Genomic DNA, 17,944 nt, shown 5'->3' on the forward strand with positions numbered 1-17,944 from the left:
TGCCATTTTAAATGACTCAAGCATTTTCACGTGTTCGCTTCGTAATGGTGAACCCCAGCCACCCCGGAAACGTCGGTTCCGCGGCCCGTGCGATCAAGACGATGGGCTTCTCGGAACTGGTTCTGGTGGACCCCAAATTCGCGGATGTAACAAGCCAGCCGGAGGCCGTGGCGCTGGCCAGCGGCGCGCTGGACGTGCTTGAGAACGCCCGCATCTATCCGTCGCTGGAAGAAGCCCTGGCGCCCGTCACGCTGGCATTCGCGCTAACCGCGCGGGTGCGCGACCTGGGTCCCCCGCCCTGCGACATCCGGCAGGCAGCCGACCTGGCCTGCGCCCACCTGGCGGACACGGCCGAGGGCGTGACCGCCGTTGTGCTGGGCACTGAGCGCGCCGGTCTGACGAACGCGCAGATCGCGCTGTGCCACCGCATCTGCCACATCCCTGCCAATCCCGAGTACAGCTCGCTGAACGTCGCCCAGGCGCTGCAATTGGCCGCCTGGGAGTTGCGTTATGCGCTGCTGGTGGACCAGGGCGCCGAACTCCTGCCGCGTTCCACCGCGCAGGAGCCTTCGCGTGGCGCGGAGCCGGCTTCCAGCGAGGCGGTCCAGGCGTTTCTGGCGCACTGGGAGGAAGCGCTGGTCGGCGTACAGTTCCTCGACCCGGCCCATCCCAAGAAATTGATGCCGCGCATGCGCCATCTGTACTCCCGCCTGGCGCTGACCCGCGACGAGGTCGACATGATGCGCGGGGTCTGCACGGCGATGCTGAACGCTGCCAAGAAGAAATAGCGGGTCCGAAGAACCGGCTGGATTCGCCCTTGGCGGGCAACGCACGAAAAAGGGACGGTCCATGACCGTCCCTTTTTACTGTGCCAACTGCCGGCGTGTAACCGGCAGGGACGCCGATCAGTCCACCGTGGCGCCCGAGGCCTTGATCACGGGTGCCCAGCCTTCGACTTCCGACTTGATGAATTGGCCGAATTCGGCCGGCGTGGTCTTCACGCCCACGGCGCCCAGCTTTTCAAAGCTGGTCTGCACGGAAGGCTTGTCCAGCGCCTGCTGCATGGCGGCGTTGAGCTTGTTGATGACTTCCGGCGGCGTGCCGGCCGGGGCCAGCAGGCCGAACCACGACGACACGTCGAAGTCCGTGAAGCCCGATTCCTTCATGGTCGGCAGATCCGGCGCGCTCTTGGAGCGGTCGGCGGTGGTCACGGCCAGCGCCTTCAGCTTGCCCGATTGCGCGTGCGGCCAGGCCGACGGCATGTTGTCGAACATGAACTGCACCTGGCCGCCGATCAGGTCGGTCATGGCCGGGGCGCTGCCCTTGTACGGCACGTGCAGCACGTCGATGCCCGCCTTCATCTTGAAGAGCTCACCTGCCATATGGATGGAGGTGCCGCTGCCGGACGAGGCGAAAGCCAGCTTGCCCGGGTTCTTCTTGGCGTAGTCGACCAGCTCTTGCACGGACTTGACCGGCACCTGGGGATTGACCACCAGGATGTTCGGGACCTTGGCGCCCAGGGCGACCGGAGCAAAGTCCTTCGTCAGGTCGAACGAAACGTTCTTGTACAGGGTCTGGTTGATCGCGCTGGTCACTGCGACGAACAGCAGCGTGTAGCCGTCCGGCGTGGCGCGCTGGACCTGGTCAGTCGCGATGTTGCTGCCGGCGCCCGGCTTGTTTTCAACCACGAAGGACTGGCCGAGCGACTCGGTCAGTTCCTTGGCCATGATGCGGGCGATCACGTCGGTGGTGCCGCCGGCCGAGAAACCGACCACGATGCGGACGGGCTTGTCGGGATAGGCGGCGTGGGCGGAACCCATTGCAAATGCGCTTGCGGCGGTGGCCAGAAGGGTGGCGGCCAAACGCCGCATGCCAGGCTTGTGACCTGTAGTCATAGTGTCTCCGTGCAGGTACTGTCCATTAGATGGACGATTTGAATTATTGGATGAACGCATTCTGCGCTATACATGCGCTGGCCATCAAGGTAGAGTCCACCCTACGGACGATGGTTTTCCCTCGTCCGTACGTTGATAACCCTTAGTTTTCAGAGATCTGCATGCAAGACAGCGATGCCGCGGCCGCCGGCCCACGTACTCTGCGACGCGGCCTCGCCGTTCTGGCCGCCCTGCGCGACCAGGGACCGGACGGCCTGAGCGTGACCGATATCGCCCGGTTGACCGGCATACAGCGGCCCACTATCTACCGACTGCTGGCCGCCCTGCTCGACGCGGGCCTCGTGCTGCCGGTCGCGGGCACCAAGAAGTACCGTGCCCAGCTTGCCGTCGATCCGGACACGCGTTCCCGCGATCCGCGGGTGCGCCAACTGCTCCCCGTGCTGCGCCGCCTGGCCGACCGCACCGGCGACGCCGTGTTCCTGGTGGTGCGCGAGGAAGACGATTCGATCAGCCTGCATCGCGAAATCGGCAGCTATCCCGTGCAAATCCTTGCCACCTATGCGGGCAAGCGCCAGCCGCTGGGTGTGGGATCGGGCGGGATGGCGCTGCTGGCTGCCCTGCCCGACGACATCGCGCGCGGCATCGTGGAACGTAATTCGGGCAGGCTGGACGAGTACGGCGGCATGACGCCCCAGGAAATGTTCCGCCTCATCGAAAACACGCGCGCGCGCGGTTATTCGGTGGTGGGCAACCACGCGGTGCGTGGCGCGCTGGGCGTGGGTTGCGCGCTGCTGGACGCGCAGGGCGCGCCTCTGCTGGCCGTCAGCGTCACCGCCATCATCGACCGCATGCCCGCGCAGCGACAGCGCGAGATCGCGGGCTGGATCAAGACGGAACTGGCGCGGCTTGCGATGCCGGCCTGATTGGCAAGGTGCCGGGGCGCGGCTGAGTCGTGGTCACGCATCCAGGCCGTTAAGCCGGGAAGCCGAAGGATCGAGAAGCGGTCATGCCGTCACGCCTTGCTGGTGCACGCCATCTCGCCGCCACATAAAAATGGGCGCCTCCTACGAGGCGCCCATTTTCATGGCTGACGAAACAAGACCCGCAATCAGGTAGCAGCTGCGCCCGTCTTGGGGTTCTGGATCTCGCGCAGCGGGATCGGGGCCTGGAAACCGGCCTCTTCGAGCGAGCGGCGGATCTCCTGGTACAGGCTCCAGCGCAGCTCCCAATACTTGCTCGACTCGGCCCACACGCGCACGTTCACCGTGACGCCGTTTTCCTTGTAGTCGAACACCTTCACCTGCGGGGCCGGGTCCTTCAACGCATCGGGACGCGCGTCCACGATCTGTTGCAGTTTGGCGACCACCGCATCCAGGTCATCGCCATAGCGAACCGGCACCGGGATGTCCAGGCGGCGCGTCTTGTTGCGGCTGTAGTTGGTGATCGTGGCGTTCCAGACCGTGCTGTTGGGCAGTGTCATGTGGATGCCGTCACCCTGCACGAGGCGCGTCAGAAACAGGCCCACTTCCTCGACCGTGCCATCCGCGCCAGAGCTTAGCGCGATGTACTCGCCGGCGCGGATCGGACGCAGGATCAGCAGCATGATGCCGGCAGCAATGTTCTGCAGCGTGCCCTGCAAGGCCAGACCGACGGCAAGACCCGCGGCGCCCAGCACGGCGATCAGACTGGCCGTCTGCACGCCAAAGCGCGCCAGCACCGCGATCACCGTAAAGATGCGCACCGCCCACATCACGGTCGTGGAGAACATGGGCACGATCGTGGGATCGATCTTCGGCGACCGCGTAGCGGCCCGGCGAACCCAGTTGCCCAGCAACGACGACACCCACCAGCCAATACCGAGAATGAGCAAGGCGACGAGCAGATTGATGCCCATATCCATCAGCCTCGGGGCCCAGATATAGAACTCTTTTACGGCCTCATCCATGGAACCTCCTGCGAAAAAAATCGACGGCAGAATGTATCAGAAGCGGCTGGCACAAAGCGGCGCAGCGCCCGACGGGAGTGTCAGGCTTTGTAAAGCGGAGCAGCGCGTGCCGCCGCAGCGTACGGCGTAAGACTGATTCCGGTGTCTGACACCCGAATCGGTCAGACATGCAGCATAGGTCTTGCCGCGCCGGCAGGCAAAGCGGCGTTACGCCGGCACGATGCGGAAATGGTTGTCCCAGGACATGTCACGCGATGGCGGCAGGACCGGCCTTTCCTTGCCTGGCGCGTCAACGCGGATCATCGCGCCCAATCCGCTACTGATCAGAAAGCCCCCTTGCACGGCAGGCGCGACGCCGCAGCCGTCGGCGAGTGCAGTGACGCCCAGGCATTTGCCGCTGGCGGCCTCCCAGTAGATCACCTGCCCGCCAACCGGGCTTGACGTGGCCACAATGCCACCGGCGGCGTCGACCGTGACGGAGCCGACGTAGTTGCGCATGTTGCGCAGCGTCTCGGCCGGGCCGTCGAACAGTTCCAGCGCCGCGCCGCGGCGATGGCGGCCGACCAGCGCGGGACGATCGGCGGCCGGGCCCATGTATTGGCAACCGAACCACACCGCGCCATCGACCGCCAGGGCCAGGTGCCGGATCGACAGCCGGTGCAGCGCCGGCGCAAGCTCCACCTTCTCCAGCAGTTGCCCCGAGGCCGCGTCGATATACGCGAGCGACGGCCGCATGGTGTCCAGGTTCAGTTCCAGCTTGCCGTAGTCAGGGTGCGTCAGGATGCCGCCGTTGGCCACGCACAGCGTCTTGCCGTCGGGCATCAACACGACCTCGTGCGGTCCGATGCCCCCGGAATCGAACTCCCCCACGCGCCGGTAGCCGCCGCCGGGGGTGGCGTCGTACAGACCCAGCACGCCGCGTCCGCCTTCGAAGTCGTTTTCCGTGGCGGCCAGCAGGCGGCCGCCTTGCACGAAGGCGCCGTGACCGAAAAAATGCCGGTCATCGGGCAGCGGCAAGGCCGCGGGCTCGCCGCCTTCCAGCGAAAAGCCCAGCGCAAAAAAGCCGGGTTGGCGGCCGAACACCACGGCGCGCTGCGCGGTGGCGTCGATCGCAAAGCTGTGGCCGCGCGCGGGCATGGGGATCGTGAGGCGATCGCGGCCCGTCCCGTCCAGCACCACGGCTTCATCGCGGCCGCCGCGCTTGCGCGCGGTCAGGTACAGCTGCCCGCCATCGGCCGGCAGCGCGGCGCGCGCCGCAGAAGGCGACAGGCCCAGCGCCGCGGCCAGCGCCAGGAAGCGGCGCCGGTCAATCTCCATCGAGCGCGTTGAAGCCGATGGTGACGCCCAGAGCAGGCGCCAGGTTCTCGTCAACGATGGCCTTCGCGTTCTTGAGCGTCAGAGACGCCAGGACCAGCAGGCGGCGCCCTTCCTCGCCCGCCAGCGCCTGGTCCAGCGGCGCCGGCACCGCACGCAGCGTCTCTGCGGCGCTGGACAATTCGCCGCGCACCGACGCATCCATCCATTCCTCGCCCGCGGGCAAGGGATAGCCGCCCGCCACATAGAACGCCTTCAGCGCATCCAGGTTGGCCGCCAGCAGGCGCATCGACAGGCCGCTGCGCCAGAACGCCGCGCGCTTCGGACGGGCGGCCTGCGGCGAATCGCCCAGCACCGGCTCGATCTTCACGTCGCGCGCGAACTGCAGGCCGGTGGACAGGGCCTTCATGGCTTCGGCGGCAACTTCCTGCGAACTGCGATAGAGGTCATTGCCCGGTTGGGGCTTGGCAAACTGCCGCCCGAATTCGCCCTGCGCATCCCAGGCCTCGCCCAGGTCGCGCGAGATCGTGGCGACATTGGCGGATACGGCCGTGGCGTAGCCGCAGGCATACGCAAAGCTGGGCTCGCCGGTCTGCTTGAGCAGGTCGGGCTCGCCGTACAGCACGTACTCAAGCGCGGGCAGGCCCTGCACCGCGACGCTGCGGCCAGCCAGCGCGCCGGGCTTGAGCAGCGCGTCATCCTTGGCCGCGATCAGCGTCTGCACCTGGCGGGGCATCACGCCGCGCGTGTCGGGCCAGAAGGCCAGGCGTTCAAAGCGGTTGGCCTGCACCAGCGGGCCGAAGCGCAGGATCTCGACGCCCGACCATGCGTGCGCCAGCGTCTTGAACGCATCGCCGACGCGCCCGGCGCCGGCCGCATCGGGCTTGGCGCACCAGCCGCCCAGCGCGCTTTCCAGCGCGGCAGCGGCGTCCGTCATCTTCGCAACCGCCGGCCGGGCGTAGTCGCGCGCCAGGCGTTCGCCCAGGTCGGCGGGCAGCGCGGCCTGTGCCGCAACCACGGCAATCGGCGCCGTCAGCATCAATGCCGCAGCCGCAGCGCGCATGAACAAATGGCGGGCCATCACAGGGACTCCAGGAAGCGGATCAGGTCCGCGCGTTCTTCGGGCGTCATGTCGACGACGCGGTCGCGCGCGGGCTTGGCGGCGCCGCCATGCCACAGCACGGCTTCCAGCAGCGTGCGGGCGCGCCCGTCGTGCAGCCAGGTCGCATTGGGATTGACGGTCTTGGTCAGGCCAATGCCCCACAACGGCGGGGTGCGCCATTCGCGGCCGGTGGCCATGCCGTCGCTCACGCCGTCGGCCAGGTCGTCGCCCATGTCGTGCACCAGCATGTCGGTGTACGGCCAGATCAGCTGGAAACGGTGTTCCGGCTGCTTGGCGTTGCGGCTGGTCACGTACTTGGGCACGTGGCAGGCCACGCAATTGGCTTCGTAGAACAGCTTCTTGCCCGCCAGCACGCGCGCGTCATCCGCATCGCGCCGCATGGGCACGGCGAGGTTGGTCGAATAGATGGTGACGAAGTCCATCAGCTTGCCCGGCACTTCCTCTGGCCCAAAGCGCGGCTGCGCGCCGTGCGGCATGTCCAGGCATTTCGTCTGCGCAGGCGTGCATTCGCCGGAATGCTTGGGGAACAGCGGCGTGGACAGGCCCATGTCGTTGGAGAACGCGGCAGCGCTCTGCTGCTCGACCGTCGGCTGGCCTGCCTTCAGGTTGAAGCGGCCCAGCACGCGCGCGCCGGTGCGCGCATCGGTGACCCAGTTGGCCTTGCCGACGATGCCGTCGCGCTTGTCCGCGCCGACGTTCGCCAGGATGTCCGACTCGTGGATCGATTCCAGCAGGCCCAGTCCGATCATCGGCGGCGCCAGCCGCGGCGAGATCTGCGTGTCCGCACGCATCGGCCCGTAACCCAGGTTCTCGATGCGATACGTGGGCTTCATCAGCGTGGCGGTCTCGCCGCCGCGCAGCGCCACGGGCACGGCTTCGTATTCAATTTCCATGCGGCCTTCGGCCGGCAGGCCCGCGACCGCGAAATTCTGCAACTGCACGCCGTAGACGGGTTCGGGCAAGGCCGCAATCTCGTCGGCGCCCAGCTTGGGATGCCCGCGATCGGCGCCTTCCGGCACGGCCAGGCGCAGCAGCAGCGCGACGGCATCCGTGCGTTCAAGCGGATCGAAGCCCGGCACCGTGCCGCGGCCGTCCTTGGTGTGACAGGCCTGACAGGAGCGCGCGTTGAACAGCGGACCCAGGCCGTCGGACGCCTGCGTGGACGAAGGCGCGGACACCCAATCCTTGCGGAACAGGCCGTTGCCGACGATGAACTCCTGGCGGCCTTCAAAGCTCATGTTGGCCGACGGTTGCGAAAAGATGTCGGCGTTGATGAGCTTGTTGGTCGTCGTGGCGCCGGCCTGCATGGTCTCGAAGGATTCGACCTTCGAAAAATCGCTGGTGGGCGCCGTGATGGCGGTGACGCGTTTCTGGTCTTCGGGCGTCAGATCGTCACGCCCGCCGGGAGCGGCGGGCGCGGCGGCGGCGACGGCATGAACCGACGCCGCCAGTACGGCGGCTAATGCGAGTTTCACTTGAATACGGCGTCAGGTTTATCCAGGCTGTCGGACCCTTCGATGGCGACCTTGCCCAGGTCCAGCAGCGCGATCACGCGTTCCAGGCTGCGCGTTTGCGCGACGAGGCTGTCGATGGCAGCCTGCACCACCGCGTTGCCCTCCTTGTTGCCTTCCGCGATCATCTGGTCATAGGTCTCGACCGTCTCGGCGCGCGTCTTCATGGCCTGCATGGCGGCGACGGTGGCGTCCAGCTTGGCGCGCACTTCGGCGTCCAGCTTGGAATCCTTGGCCTTGACCAGTTCGGACAGGCTGGCGCCGGTCACCTTCTTGCCATCGATGCGCGTGTACGAACCCAGATAGACGTTGCGGATGCCGATCTGGTCGTAATAGTGCGAATTGTGTGTGTTGTCCGAGAAGCAATCGTGCTCTTCCTCGGGATCGTGCAGCATCAGGCCCAGCTTCATGCGTTCGCCCGCCAGTTCGCCGTACGACAGGCTGCCCAGCCCGGTCAGCATGGCGATGAGGCCGGCCTTCGGATCCTCTTCGACCGCCTTGCGCGCCGCGCCGTCCTTCTTCCAGTTGCCCACCATTTCTTCGAGATCAGTCACCAGCAAATCCGTCACCGCCTTCAAAAACTCAATGCGGCGTTCGCAATTGCCGCCGGTGCACTGTTTCGGATCGAAATCCGTATGCGGGCGATTGCCCGAGTGACGCTCCTGCGGCGTGCCCTTGCGGTCCGCGGGCGCGGCGCCGGTGCCGTTCAGGTCCTGGCCCCACAGCAGGAACTCGATCGCGTGATAGCCCGTGGCCACGTTGGCCTCGTTGCCGTCGGCCTCGTGCAGCACGTCGGACAGCAGCTCGGGCGTGATCTTGCTGACGTCGACCGTCTTGCCGCCCACCGAGATCTTGGAATTGGCGATGACGTTCACGGCGTAGAACGCGTTCTGGTCGTTTTCCGTGCCGTAGGAGGCGTCGACGTAGTCGATCAGGCCTTCATCCAGCGGCCAGGCGTTCACGCGGCCTTCCCAGTCGTCGACGATGGGGTTGCCGAAGCGGTAGGCCTCGGTCTGCTGATACGGCACGCGCGCCACGATCCATGCCTCGCGCGCGGCCTTCAAGGTTTCCGCGCTGGGCTTGGCGACCAGCGCGTCGATGGCGTCGCGCAGCTTCTTGGCGGCCGTCAGCGAATCCTCGTAGCCGGCCAGCGCCAGGTCGGAGTACGTGGCGACCACGGCCTTGGGTTCGACGGCGGCCTGCGCCACTCCGCCATACACCGCGGCGGCCAGCACCGCACCCAAAAGCAACTTGCGCATCGTCTTTCTCCCGTAATTCGGACGGCCCGCCCCCGCGGCGGCCCGTTCCGGCTTGAATTTTGTGGATGCGAGTGTAAACAATTTTCGTTTGATATTCAGGCGTTGTTCAGATAGCTGACATATTTTTGAACGGAAAAAGTATGCTCCGGCAGGTCACCCGGGGCCCCGCCGGCCTCGTTTTCTTCAGCCTGGAAATCGCCTCATGGAACTGCGCCAACTCCGTTACTTCGTCCGCGTCGCCGAGCTGGGCAGCATCGGCCGCGCCGCGCGCGACCTCGGGGTGGTCGCGTCGGCGCTCAGCCAGCAGATCAGCCGGTTGGAGAGCGAGCTGGCGACGCGGCTGCTGACGCGCAGCCCCACCGGCGTGACCACCACGCCGGCCGGCGCCGCTTTCCTGCGCCAGGCCCAACTGACCCTGCGCCACGCGGAAAGCGCCGTGGCGGCCGCGCGCGAGGCGCGATTGGCCGGCACCGTCAGCGTCGGCTTTGCGCCCACCACTGCGTCGCTGCTGGCCCGCCCGTTCTACGCCGCCATGACCGAGCGCTATCCCAACGTGCGCCTGCATCTGGTCGAGGGGCTTTCGGGCAATCTGGGCGACCTGCTCAACGCCCGCCGGCTGGACCTGGCCGTGCTGTTCCAGAACGACACCGCGCAAGGCCGCAGCGTGGTGCCCGTGCTCGACGAGCGTCTGTTCCTGCTGGCGCCGCGCGGCATGGTGGAGCGACCCGATGGCGAGCCAGTCCGTATGACCGATCTGGCCGGATTGCCGCTGGCCGTCACCAGCAAGGCGCATGGGCTGCGCGCCTGGGTCGAAGCGGCCTTCGAGCGGGCCGGCATCGAACCCTGGATCGGCGTCGAGGTCGACGGCCTGACGACGCTGATGGACCTGGTGCAGGCCCATCCGATCGCGACCATCCAGCCCGGCGCGGCCGTGGCCCGCGTCGAGACCGGCCTGCTCAGCATGCATCCCATCGATGATCCGTATCTGTTCCGCCGCAACCACATCTACTGCATCAGTGACGACGAGCTGTCGCCCGCCGCGCTGGCCGCGCGCGTGGTGCTGCTGGACGCCATGCGCGGGCTGGTCCGGCACGGCGGCTGGCCGGGGGCAACCCTTCTGGATTCGTGATGCCCCCATAGCCTCGGGATGCCTAGGCGGTTGGATTTTCTGAAGATAAATTGATCCACATCAAGTCGCAGCGCGGTGCATGCGACGATCAACCTTCACGAAATCCGATGACCACTTCCCCCTCTCGTCCCGGCCGGCTGGGCATTTCCTCCATGCGGGCGCACTGCTCCGAAGCGGAATGGCAGGCCCGGGTGGACCTTGCCGCCTGTTATCGCCTGGTCGAGCTCTACGGCATGGCCGACATGATGGCCAACCATATCTCGTCCCGCGTGCCCGGCGAGGACAACGCCTTCCTCATCAACCCCTACGGGATGATGTACGAGGAGATCACCGCGTCCAGCCTCATCAAGGTCGACGTGGACGGCACCATTCTGTCCAAGCCCGATTTCGGCGATCTGGACTACGGCATCAACAAGGCCGGCTACGTGATCCACAGCGCGGTCCACGCCCACCGGCACGAGGTGGACTGCGTCATCCACACGCACAGCTGGGCATCGATGGCCGTGTCGTCGCTGGAGTGCGGCCTGCTGCCGCTGACGCAAACGGCCATGCGCTTCCTGAAGATCGGTTATCACGACTACCAGGGCGTGGTGCTGGGCACCGAGGAACAGGCGTCGCTGCTCGAGGACCTGGGCCAGCGCGAGGCGCTGATCCTGCGCAATCACGGCGCGCTGACCGTGGGACGCACCGTGGGCGAGGCCTTCAACTGGATGCACCGCCTGGAACTGGCCTGCCGCTCGCAGTTGGCGGCGATGGCGACGGGCGCCCCGCTGCAAGCCGTGCCGCCGCCCGTCCTGGAGGCCACCTGGAACAACTACCAGCCCGGCACGCGCCGCCCGTATGGCGTCATGGAGTGGCCCGCGCTGCTGCGCAAGCTGGACCGCATCGACCCTGGCTACCGGGACTGAGCCCGCGCCCGGAATCCCCCTGAACATTTCCAGCGCCGGCCGGCGTGGCGGCACGGCGCGATATCCCACACGACAACGACCACGCGAGGAGACATTCATGAACACTGCCCAAGCCCTGCTGGCTTGCGCGGCGCTGGCGGGCGCCTGTATCGCGCCCGCCAGCGCCGCCGGCTACCCCGACAAGCCGGTCAAGGTCATCGTGGCGTTCTCGCCCGGCGGCACCACCGACACGCTTACGCGCAGCGTGACGAACACGCTGACGCAGAAGCTGGGCCAGCCCTTCGTCGTGGAAAACAAGCCCGGCGCGGGCGGCAACATCGGCACCGAATACGTGGTGCGCGCCGCGCCCGACGGGCACACGCTGATCGTGAACTCGGTCGGCCCCATCGCCGTCAATCCCACGCTGAACAAGCTGAACTACGACCCGCTGACCGACCTGGTCCCGATGGTGCAGATCGCCACGGTGCCCAACGTGCTGGTCGTGCCGCCCTCCTCGCCCGCCAAGGACATCCAGGGCTTCCTGAAATACGTCAAGGGCGCGCGAGAGCTGAACTACAGTTCGACCGGCGTGGGCACGTCTTCGCACCTGTCCAGCTACATGCTGATGGACGAGCTGAAGGTGAACGCCACGCACGTGCCCTACAAGGGCGCGGACGCGGTCAACGATCTGCTGGCCGGCCGCATCGACTTCATGTTCGCCACCATTCCGTCCGTGATCGGCCACATCCGTTCGGGCAAGCTGCGCGCGCTGGCGGTCAGCACGTTGCAGCGGTCCGCCACCCTGCCCGAACTGCCGACCATCGCCGAATCGGGGTATCCAGGCTTTGACGCCGGCTCGTGGTTTGGTTTCTTTGCGCCCAAGGGCACGCCGCAGCAGGTGGTGGAATTGGTCAACCGCGAAGTAAACGCCTCGTTGCCCGCACTGAACGAACAGATGATTCGCGAAGGCGCCGAGCCTGTCGGCGGCACGCCAGCGCAATTCGCCACGTTCATCAAGGGCGAGCACGACAAGTGGGCCGTGCTGGTACGCAAGTTCGACCCGCAGGCGCATTGACGCTCGGTTAATGGGCTGATCCCATACCCGGGGCCACGACGGCGGCCGTGAACTGATCCGAGGCGCGGCACGCCAGTTCCGCCACCAGCCGGATCGCGTCTGAGCCGCCGCTTTCCAGATAGCTCACCACCAATAGCTGCGGCGGCACCGGCAGATCGGTGCGGATGACCTGGATCTCGCCGCGCGCAACGTACTCGTACATGGGCGGCAACGGCACGAGCGCACGGCCGAAGCCGCTGCGCACCAGCCGCGCCAGCGCCGAGATCGAACTGACGAAATGCACCTTGCCCTGCGGCATGCCGACCTCGCGGTACAGCGCCTTCAGCGCCTCGTGCGGCTGCGATCCCGGGCTCATCGTCAGCACCGGCTCGCCGAGCAGATCGTGCGCCGTCATCGTCTCCTCGCTGCCTGGCGGCCCAACCCAGCCCAGCTCCATCGGCAGACAGGGCATGCTGATGATGCCCGTGTCGTTCAGCACGTCGGTCTGGAACGCGATATCCAGCGTGCCTTCGCGCAACCCGCGATGCAGGGCGCGCACCGTCTCGGACGTCAGCTGGACCTCGATGCCGGGATACGTGGACCGCAGGTTCGTCAGAAAGCCGATCAGCCACGTATGCACCACGGTCTCGATGGCGCCGATCCGCACCAGACCGGCGACCTCGTCGCCGCGCTTGCCCAGCGACAGGATCTGCTGGCGGATCTCGAGCAGGCGCTCGCCGTAATCCAGCAGCCGCGTACCGACCGCCGTGAGCTTCAGTTCCTTGGCGTCACGTTCGAACAGGCGCGCGCCGATGTCCTCTTCCAGCGATGCGATGCGGTTGGCCACGGCCGCCTGCGTGATATGCAGGCGGTCGCTCGCGGCGCGAAAACTTCCCAGCCGCGCGGACCACAGAAAGGCTTCGACAAAACGCGTGTTCATGCGCCGATGCTACTGCCAACGCAGCAGCTGCGGCGCGTCATTGCCGGCGAGCGGACACGGCGAGAGGACACGTTATGTCCCCTTATGTGGTGCGCCCCGCACCAACTTGGTTCACGCCGGGCACCAGCCTGAGGCGGCGTGACCCGGCGTCATGGGAGAAGCCGCCCCGCGCAAAACCTGGCACGGCTATTGCTTGATGACTGGTATGCAAGCTTGTCTACAAGCGCCCCCAATCAAGCCGCCCAGGAGCCTTACATGATCCATCGCAATGCACCCTACGCCTTCAACGCCACCCGCCGCCGCCTGATCCAGGGCGCCGCCATGGGCGCGGCGACGCTCGCCGCCCCGGCGCTGGTGCGCGCGCAATCGGGTCCGGTCATCCGCATCGGCTTCTGGCCCGTGGCCGCTGGCCTGCCGTTCTACGCCGCGATCGAGAAAGGCTATTTCAAGGAAGCCGGCCTGAACGTCGAAGCGCTTAAGTTCGCGGGCGCGCAGCAGGTCATGGAAGCCATGCTTGCGGGCCGCGCCGATGGCAGCGCCAACGGCACGGGCTCGGCCAACCTGGCCATCGGCGAGATCGCTTCGCCTGGCCTGTTCAAGATTTTTGCGTCCAATCCCAGCAACGCCAAGAACGTGCTGGATGAGTTCATCGTCGCAAAAGACAGTCCCATCAAATCCATCGCAGACCTCAAGGGGAAAAAGGTCGGTTCTGGTCCCGGCATCCAGAATTCCACGCTGGCCAAAGCAGTCCTGGAGCGCGCCGGCGCAACGGGGGCAACCGTGGTCGAGTTGGCGATCAGCCAGCACGTCGCCGCGGTTGCCGCCGGCCAGTTGGATGCGTGCTACACGCTGGAACCCACGGGCACGGTGGGCCGCCTGAACGGCACGACCCGCGTCCTGGAGACCGGCGTCATCGCCAAATACGTCCTGGGCGATCCGATGGCGCCGTGGTTCGGCGGTTCGGCTTCGCTGACCACCGCCTTCCTGAAGAAGCATCCCGAGGAAAGCAAGAAATTCATCGCCGCGTATGCGCGCGGCATTGAACTGATCCGCACCAAGCCTGAAGAGGCGCGCCCCTTCCTGAAGGGCTACACCGCCATCGAAGGCCCGATGACCGAGGAAGTGCCGTTGGCCGCCTACACGCTGCACAACGAGTTCACGCCCAGCGACGTGCAGTACTTCCAGAAGTTCTTCGACCTGTTCACCGACAAGGGCGTCTTCGCGCAGAAGGTCGACGTCTCGACCATGCTCTACAAGGGTTGATCCATGACCGCAACCACGGCTACGGGCGCCACGCCCGCCCCCTCCCAGGCCTCTGCCCCCGCGCCGGCGAAGACGCAGCCCGCCAAGGCGCAACCGGCCATGTCCAAGCCGCCGCGCAAGTTCGACACCTCGCGCCTGCTGCCGCTGATCGGCCCGCTCGCGCTCTTTGTGGTGTGGGACCTGGTGGTCCGCCTGCAGCTTGTCAGTCCGGTTTTGCTGCCCACGCCCAGCGCGACCATCGTGGCGCTGGTCAAGGGCATGGCGGGCGGCCCGCTGCTGGCTGACTTTCTGTCGTCGCTGAACCGCACCGTTCAGGCCTTCCTGATGGCCGGCGTGATCGGCGTGCCGCTGGGCGTGCTGCTCGGCAGCAATGAAAAGGCCTACCGCAGCGTCGAGTTCCTGGTGGACTTCTTCCGGTCCACGCCGTCCTCCGCGCTGATCCCGCTGTTCCTGATGATCTTCGGCGTGACCGACATGAACAAGATCGCCATCGCCGCCTTCGCGGCCGTGCTGGTGATCCTGTTCAACAGCGCGTACGGCGTCATCAACGCCCGCAAGCAGCGCGTGATGGCGGCGCGCGTGATGGGCGCGTCGCGCTGGCAGATCTTCAAGGACGTGCTGATCTGGGAAAGCCTGCAGCCCACGTTTGTCGGCCTGCGCAGCGGCGTGTCGATGGCGCTGGTCATCGTGATCGTGGCCGAGATGTTCATCGGTTCGGACAGCGGCCTGGGCAATCGCATCATCAATGCGCAGCAGGTGCTGAACGTGCGCGAAATGTACGCCGCGATCCTGGCGGCCGGCGCGCTCGGCTATGTGCTCAACATTCTCTTTCTCGTGCTGGAAAAGCGCGTGGTTCATTGGAGCGGCCGATAAATGTCTACCGTCATCAACCCCGTCATCGCCCCCGCGCCAGCCGCCGCGCCCTTCCAGCCCGGCCCGCTGGGCACGCACATCACCATCCGCGGCCTGACCAAGTATTTCGCCGGCTGGCCGCTCTATGAAGACTTCAACCTCGACATCCCCAAGGGCAAGATCGTCTCGGTCTTCGGTCCCAACGGCTGCGGCAAGTCCACGCTGATCAACATGATCGCCGGCCTGATCCCCATCGATTCGGGCGAGATCCTGTTTGACGGCAAGTCGCTGGCGCAGACCAAGATCGGCTACGTGTTCCAGAACTACCGCGAAGCCATGTTTCCGTGGCTGCGCACCATCGACAACATTGCCTACCCGCTGCGCCTGGAAGGCCGCAGCAAGGCCCAGGTCGATGCGCGGGTCGAGGAACTGGTGGCGTCGTTCGACGTGAAGTTCGACCTGAACCGCTATCCGTACGAGCTGTCGGGCGGACAGCAGCAGACCGCGTCCATCATGCGCGCGCTGGCCCCCGGACCGGAGGTGCTGTTCCTGGACGAACCGTTTTCCGCGCTGGATTTCGAGATGACGCTGTTCATCCGGGAAAAGCTGCAGGAAGTCTTCCTGCAGACCGGCACGACCATGCTGCTTGTCTCGCATGACCTGGAGGAAGCGGTGTACCTGGCGGATCAGGTGCTGCTCTTGACCAAGCGCCCCACGCGCGTCGCGGAGATCCTGGACTACACGGACGCGCGCCCTCGCACGGTCGAGACGCTGTCCGAGCCAAGCTTCATCCAGATGAAGAAACTGAGCCTGGAAATCTTCCAGCGCGAAGTGCGCAAGTGATTCCACGCTATTAATCCCAAGCCAATACCGGGAGCATTCGCCATGACACAGGAAACCATCGACCAATACGTGCGCAGCGCGCTGGCGCTGTCGGGATATGCATTGCGCGAGTCCGCCGCCGAGCAGGTCGTGCAGCAGTTCTCGCGCATCCACGACATCGCGTCGACCTTCGCCGACGAGCCGCTGCCCGTGGAACTGGAATCCGCTTCGGTGTTCCGTCCGTGACCGGCCCCGCTCACGACATCGCCCGCCAGGTCCGCAGCGGCGAACGCAGCGCCGCCGCCGTGCTGGACGCCACGCTTGCCCGCGTGCGCGAGCGCGATCCCCGCTACAACTGCTTCACGGCCGTCACGGAAAGCCGCGCGCGGCAGGAAGCCCTGGCCATCGACGCGCGCCGCGCACGCGGCGAAACGCTGCCGCCCTTGGCGGGCGTGCCGTACGCCGTGAAGAATCTCTTCGATATCGCCGACGAGGTCACGCTGGCCGGCGGGCGCGTCAACGCCTCCAACCCGCCCGCTCGGCGCGACGCGCTGCTGGTCGAGCGCATGCGTGAGGCGGGCGCCGTGCTGATCGGCGCGCTCAACATGGACGAGCACGCCTACGGCTTCACCACGGAAAACACCCATTACGGCGCCTGCCGCAACCCGCACGACACCTCGCGCATCGCGGGCGGCTCGTCCGGCGGCAGCGCCGCCGCCGTCGCCGGCGGGCTGGTGCCGCTAACCCTGGGGTCGGACACCAACGGATCGATCCGCGTGCCTGCCTCGCTGTGCGGCGTCTTCGGCTTGAAGCCCACCTTTGGCCGCCTGCCGCGCACGGGTTCCTTCCCGTTCGTGGGCAGCCTGGATCATCTGGGTCCGTTTGCAAACAGCGCCAGCGACCTGGCCGCCGCCTACGACGCACTGCAAGGCCCCGATGCCGCGGACGTCGCCTGCGCGCAGCGCCCGGCGGCGCCCACGTTGCCGGCCATCGCGGAAGGCAATGGACGGCTGCGCGTCGCGGTGCTGGGCGGCTACTTTTCGGAATGGGCGGGTCCCCAGGCGCGCCGCGCCGTGGAAATCGCCGCACGCGCCCTGGGCGCGACCGACGTGGTCGACATGCCGGCCGCCGTGCAGGCGCGCTCCGCCGCCTTCATCATCACCGCGGCGGAAGGCGGCGCGCTGCACCGCCGCCGGCTCGTCACGCATTACGACTACTACGAACCGCACTCGCGCGACCGCCTGGTCGCCGGCAGCCTCGTCCCCGCAGCCTGGGTGCAGCAGGCGCAGCGCGTGCGCCATCGCGCCTACCTCGAGGCGCTGGCCCTTTTCGACCAATACGATGTGCTGATCGCGCCCGCCACCCCCATCAGCGCCACGCCCATCGGCGCGGACTGGCTGACACTCGCGGGCAAGCAACTGCCCGCTCGCGCCAGCATGGGGCTATTGACGCAACCCATTTCCGCCATCGGGCTGCCAGTCTGCACGGCGCCCACGTGGCCGGAACTGGACGAAGACGGCCACCTGCCGCTCGGCGTGCAACTGATCGCCGCGCCCTGGCGAGAAGCCGATTGCCTGCGTGCGGCCCACACGCTGGAGCAGGCTGGCGCGGCACGCACGCGGCCGGCCTGACGTTCCCTACACCGCAACGCCTGGAGCTTCGACATGGAATCCGCATTCGCCGCCATCGACATGCCGCGCACGCTGGCCGACTCCGCTTACACCACGCTCAAGCGTGACATCCTGGAGTTCCGGCTGGCGCCGGGCGACCGCTTCACCGAAACGGAGATCGCGGACCGGCTTCAGGTCAGCCGGACGCCGGTCCGTGAAGCGCTGTTCCGGCTAGAGCGCGAAGGCTATCTGGAGGTGCGGCAACGCAATGGATGGCTGGTCAAGCCGCTGGATTTTGAAACGCTGGATCATTTCTATGAGCTGCGCAGCGTGCTGGAAG

At 66.6% G+C, this 17,944-nt stretch carries 18 protein-coding genes; 11 read left to right on the forward strand and 7 right to left on the reverse strand.

Annotated features, from left to right (window positions below):
- Positions 1–11: 11 nt before the first annotated feature.
- Positions 12–788, forward strand: a complete 777-nt coding sequence (locus B2W22_RS20000; protein ID WP_286939330.1) for an RNA methyltransferase — start codon at positions 12–14, stop codon at positions 786–788.
- Positions 789–905: 117 nt separating this feature from the next.
- Here B2W22_RS20000 and B2W22_RS20005 read toward each other — a convergent pair whose 3' ends face one another.
- Complete coding sequence (locus tag B2W22_RS20005) at positions 906–1,895, reverse strand: Bug family tripartite tricarboxylate transporter substrate binding protein (RefSeq protein WP_105239792.1); 990 nt, start codon at positions 1,893–1,895, stop codon at positions 906–908.
- Between the two features lie 161 nt (positions 1,896–2,056).
- Here B2W22_RS20005 and B2W22_RS20010 point away from each other — a divergent pair, with 161 nt between their 5' ends.
- Positions 2,057–2,818, forward strand: coding sequence for an IclR family transcriptional regulator (locus B2W22_RS20010; RefSeq protein ID WP_105239793.1), 762 nt, complete (start codon positions 2,057–2,059; stop codon positions 2,816–2,818).
- A gap of 185 nt (positions 2,819–3,003) precedes the next feature.
- Here B2W22_RS20010 and B2W22_RS20015 read toward each other — a convergent pair whose 3' ends face one another.
- The 5 genes from B2W22_RS20015 to B2W22_RS20035 all read right to left on the reverse strand — a co-directional run bounded on the left by B2W22_RS20015 (position 3,004) and on the right by B2W22_RS20035 (position 9,047).
- Positions 3,004–3,840 (reverse strand): mechanosensitive ion channel family protein, encoded by an 837-nt coding sequence (locus tag B2W22_RS20015; protein ID WP_175124253.1) that lies wholly within the window; start codon positions 3,838–3,840, stop codon positions 3,004–3,006.
- A 207-nt stretch (positions 3,841–4,047) separates the two neighbouring features.
- Entirely contained in the window at positions 4,048–5,157 is a 1,110-nt protein-coding gene (locus B2W22_RS20020) for a DUF1513 domain-containing protein (protein WP_286939331.1), read from the reverse strand.
- Positions 5,147–6,235, reverse strand: a complete 1,089-nt coding sequence (locus tag B2W22_RS20025; RefSeq protein ID WP_175124255.1) for an imelysin family protein — start codon at positions 6,233–6,235, stop codon at positions 5,147–5,149. The genes B2W22_RS20020 and B2W22_RS20025 overlap by 11 nt, the downstream gene beginning before the upstream one ends.
- Positions 6,235–7,752 carry a di-heme oxidoredictase family protein gene (locus tag B2W22_RS20030; protein ID WP_175124256.1) on the reverse strand — a complete coding sequence of 506 codons (1,518 nt, stop codon included), beginning with the start codon at positions 7,750–7,752 and terminating at the stop codon, positions 6,235–6,237. Before B2W22_RS20030 ends, B2W22_RS20025 begins: the two co-directional genes overlap by 1 nt.
- On the reverse strand, positions 7,749–9,047 hold the full coding sequence (locus tag B2W22_RS20035; protein WP_175124257.1) for an imelysin family protein: 1,299 nt from the start codon (positions 9,045–9,047) through the stop codon (positions 7,749–7,751). Before B2W22_RS20035 ends, B2W22_RS20030 begins: the two co-directional genes overlap by 4 nt.
- A gap of 202 nt (positions 9,048–9,249) precedes the next feature.
- On the opposite strand from B2W22_RS20035, the gene B2W22_RS20040 reads away from it, so the two are divergent.
- The 3 genes from B2W22_RS20040 (at position 9,250) to B2W22_RS20050 (ending at position 12,138) form a co-directional block, all read left to right on the forward strand.
- On the forward strand, positions 9,250–10,176 hold the full coding sequence (locus tag B2W22_RS20040) for a LysR family transcriptional regulator (RefSeq protein ID WP_175124258.1): 927 nt from the start codon (positions 9,250–9,252) through the stop codon (positions 10,174–10,176).
- Between the two features lie 107 nt (positions 10,177–10,283).
- Complete coding sequence (locus B2W22_RS20045) at positions 10,284–11,084, forward strand: class II aldolase/adducin family protein (protein ID WP_175124259.1); 801 nt, start codon at positions 10,284–10,286, stop codon at positions 11,082–11,084.
- 97 nt (positions 11,085–11,181) lie between these two features.
- Positions 11,182–12,138, forward strand: coding sequence for a Bug family tripartite tricarboxylate transporter substrate binding protein (locus B2W22_RS20050; protein WP_286939332.1), 957 nt, complete (start codon positions 11,182–11,184; stop codon positions 12,136–12,138).
- Positions 12,139–12,145: 7 nt separating this feature from the next.
- On the opposite strand, the gene B2W22_RS20055 is transcribed toward B2W22_RS20050, so the two are convergent.
- Positions 12,146–13,057 (reverse strand): LysR family transcriptional regulator, encoded by a 912-nt coding sequence (locus B2W22_RS20055; protein ID WP_175124261.1) that lies wholly within the window; start codon positions 13,055–13,057, stop codon positions 12,146–12,148.
- 255 nt (positions 13,058–13,312) lie between these two features.
- On the opposite strand from B2W22_RS20055, the gene B2W22_RS20060 reads away from it, so the two are divergent.
- The 6 genes from B2W22_RS20060 to B2W22_RS20085 all read left to right on the forward strand — a co-directional run.
- On the forward strand, positions 13,313–14,320 hold the full coding sequence (locus B2W22_RS20060) for an ABC transporter substrate-binding protein (protein ID WP_175124262.1): 1,008 nt from the start codon (positions 13,313–13,315) through the stop codon (positions 14,318–14,320).
- 3 nt (positions 14,321–14,323) lie between these two features.
- Positions 14,324–15,193: an ABC transporter permease gene (locus B2W22_RS20065; protein ID WP_414631993.1), complete on the forward strand. Its 870-nt coding sequence runs from the start codon at positions 14,324–14,326 to the stop codon at positions 15,191–15,193.
- Positions 15,194–16,015, forward strand: coding sequence for an ABC transporter ATP-binding protein (locus B2W22_RS20070; RefSeq protein ID WP_056563596.1), 822 nt, complete (start codon positions 15,194–15,196; stop codon positions 16,013–16,015).
- A gap of 42 nt (positions 16,016–16,057) precedes the next feature.
- The gene (locus tag B2W22_RS20075) at positions 16,058–16,240 is read left to right on the forward strand and encodes a DUF4089 domain-containing protein (RefSeq protein ID WP_056563598.1); all 183 of its coding nucleotides are present in this window, start codon (positions 16,058–16,060) and stop codon (positions 16,238–16,240) included.
- The gene (locus tag B2W22_RS20080; protein WP_286939333.1) at positions 16,237–17,625 is read left to right on the forward strand and encodes an AtzE family amidohydrolase; all 1,389 of its coding nucleotides are present in this window, start codon (positions 16,237–16,239) and stop codon (positions 17,623–17,625) included. The genes B2W22_RS20075 and B2W22_RS20080 overlap by 4 nt, the downstream gene beginning before the upstream one ends.
- A 33-nt stretch (positions 17,626–17,658) precedes the next feature.
- The coding region (locus tag B2W22_RS20085) for a GntR family transcriptional regulator (protein ID WP_286939335.1) at positions 17,659–17,944 on the forward strand (286 nt) is incomplete at its 3' end.

The sequence above is a fragment of the Achromobacter sp. UBA4530 genome, assembly GCF_002388205.1.
Classification (GTDB): domain Bacteria; phylum Pseudomonadota; class Gammaproteobacteria; order Burkholderiales; family Burkholderiaceae_B; genus Achromobacter; species Achromobacter animicus.

What these genes read in the sequence shown, in the direction of transcription:
- B2W22_RS20045 (WP_175124259.1), top strand. Translation starts at nt 10,284, where the DNA reads ATGACCACTTCCCCCTCTCGTCCCGGCCGGCTGGGCATTTCCTCCATG.
- B2W22_RS20020 (WP_286939331.1), bottom strand. Translation starts at nt 5,157, where the DNA reads ATGGAGATTGACCGGCGCCGCTTCCTGGCGCTGGCCGCGGCGCTGGGC.
- B2W22_RS20065 (WP_414631993.1), top strand. Translation starts at nt 14,324, where the DNA reads ATGACCGCAACCACGGCTACGGGCGCCACGCCCGCCCCCTCCCAGGCC.
- B2W22_RS20050 (WP_286939332.1), top strand. Translation starts at nt 11,182, where the DNA reads ATGAACACTGCCCAAGCCCTGCTGGCTTGCGCGGCGCTGGCGGGCGCC.
- B2W22_RS20010 (WP_105239793.1), top strand. Translation starts at nt 2,057, where the DNA reads ATGCAAGACAGCGATGCCGCGGCCGCCGGCCCACGTACTCTGCGACGC.
- B2W22_RS20075 (WP_056563598.1), top strand. Translation starts at nt 16,058, where the DNA reads ATGACACAGGAAACCATCGACCAATACGTGCGCAGCGCGCTGGCGCTG.
- B2W22_RS20025 (WP_175124255.1), bottom strand. Translation starts at nt 6,235, where the DNA reads ATGGCCCGCCATTTGTTCATGCGCGCTGCGGCTGCGGCATTGATGCTG.
- B2W22_RS20000 (WP_286939330.1), top strand. Translation starts at nt 12, where the DNA reads ATGACTCAAGCATTTTCACGTGTTCGCTTCGTAATGGTGAACCCCAGC.
- B2W22_RS20070 (WP_056563596.1), top strand. Translation starts at nt 15,194, where the DNA reads ATGTCTACCGTCATCAACCCCGTCATCGCCCCCGCGCCAGCCGCCGCG.
- B2W22_RS20035 (WP_175124257.1), bottom strand. Translation starts at nt 9,047, where the DNA reads ATGCGCAAGTTGCTTTTGGGTGCGGTGCTGGCCGCCGCGGTGTATGGC.
- B2W22_RS20055 (WP_175124261.1), bottom strand. Translation starts at nt 13,057, where the DNA reads ATGAACACGCGTTTTGTCGAAGCCTTTCTGTGGTCCGCGCGGCTGGGA.
- B2W22_RS20005 (WP_105239792.1), bottom strand. Translation starts at nt 1,895, where the DNA reads ATGACTACAGGTCACAAGCCTGGCATGCGGCGTTTGGCCGCCACCCTT.
- B2W22_RS20060 (WP_175124262.1), top strand. Translation starts at nt 13,313, where the DNA reads ATGATCCATCGCAATGCACCCTACGCCTTCAACGCCACCCGCCGCCGC.
- B2W22_RS20015 (WP_175124253.1), bottom strand. Translation starts at nt 3,840, where the DNA reads ATGGATGAGGCCGTAAAAGAGTTCTATATCTGGGCCCCGAGGCTGATG.
- B2W22_RS20040 (WP_175124258.1), top strand. Translation starts at nt 9,250, where the DNA reads ATGGAACTGCGCCAACTCCGTTACTTCGTCCGCGTCGCCGAGCTGGGC.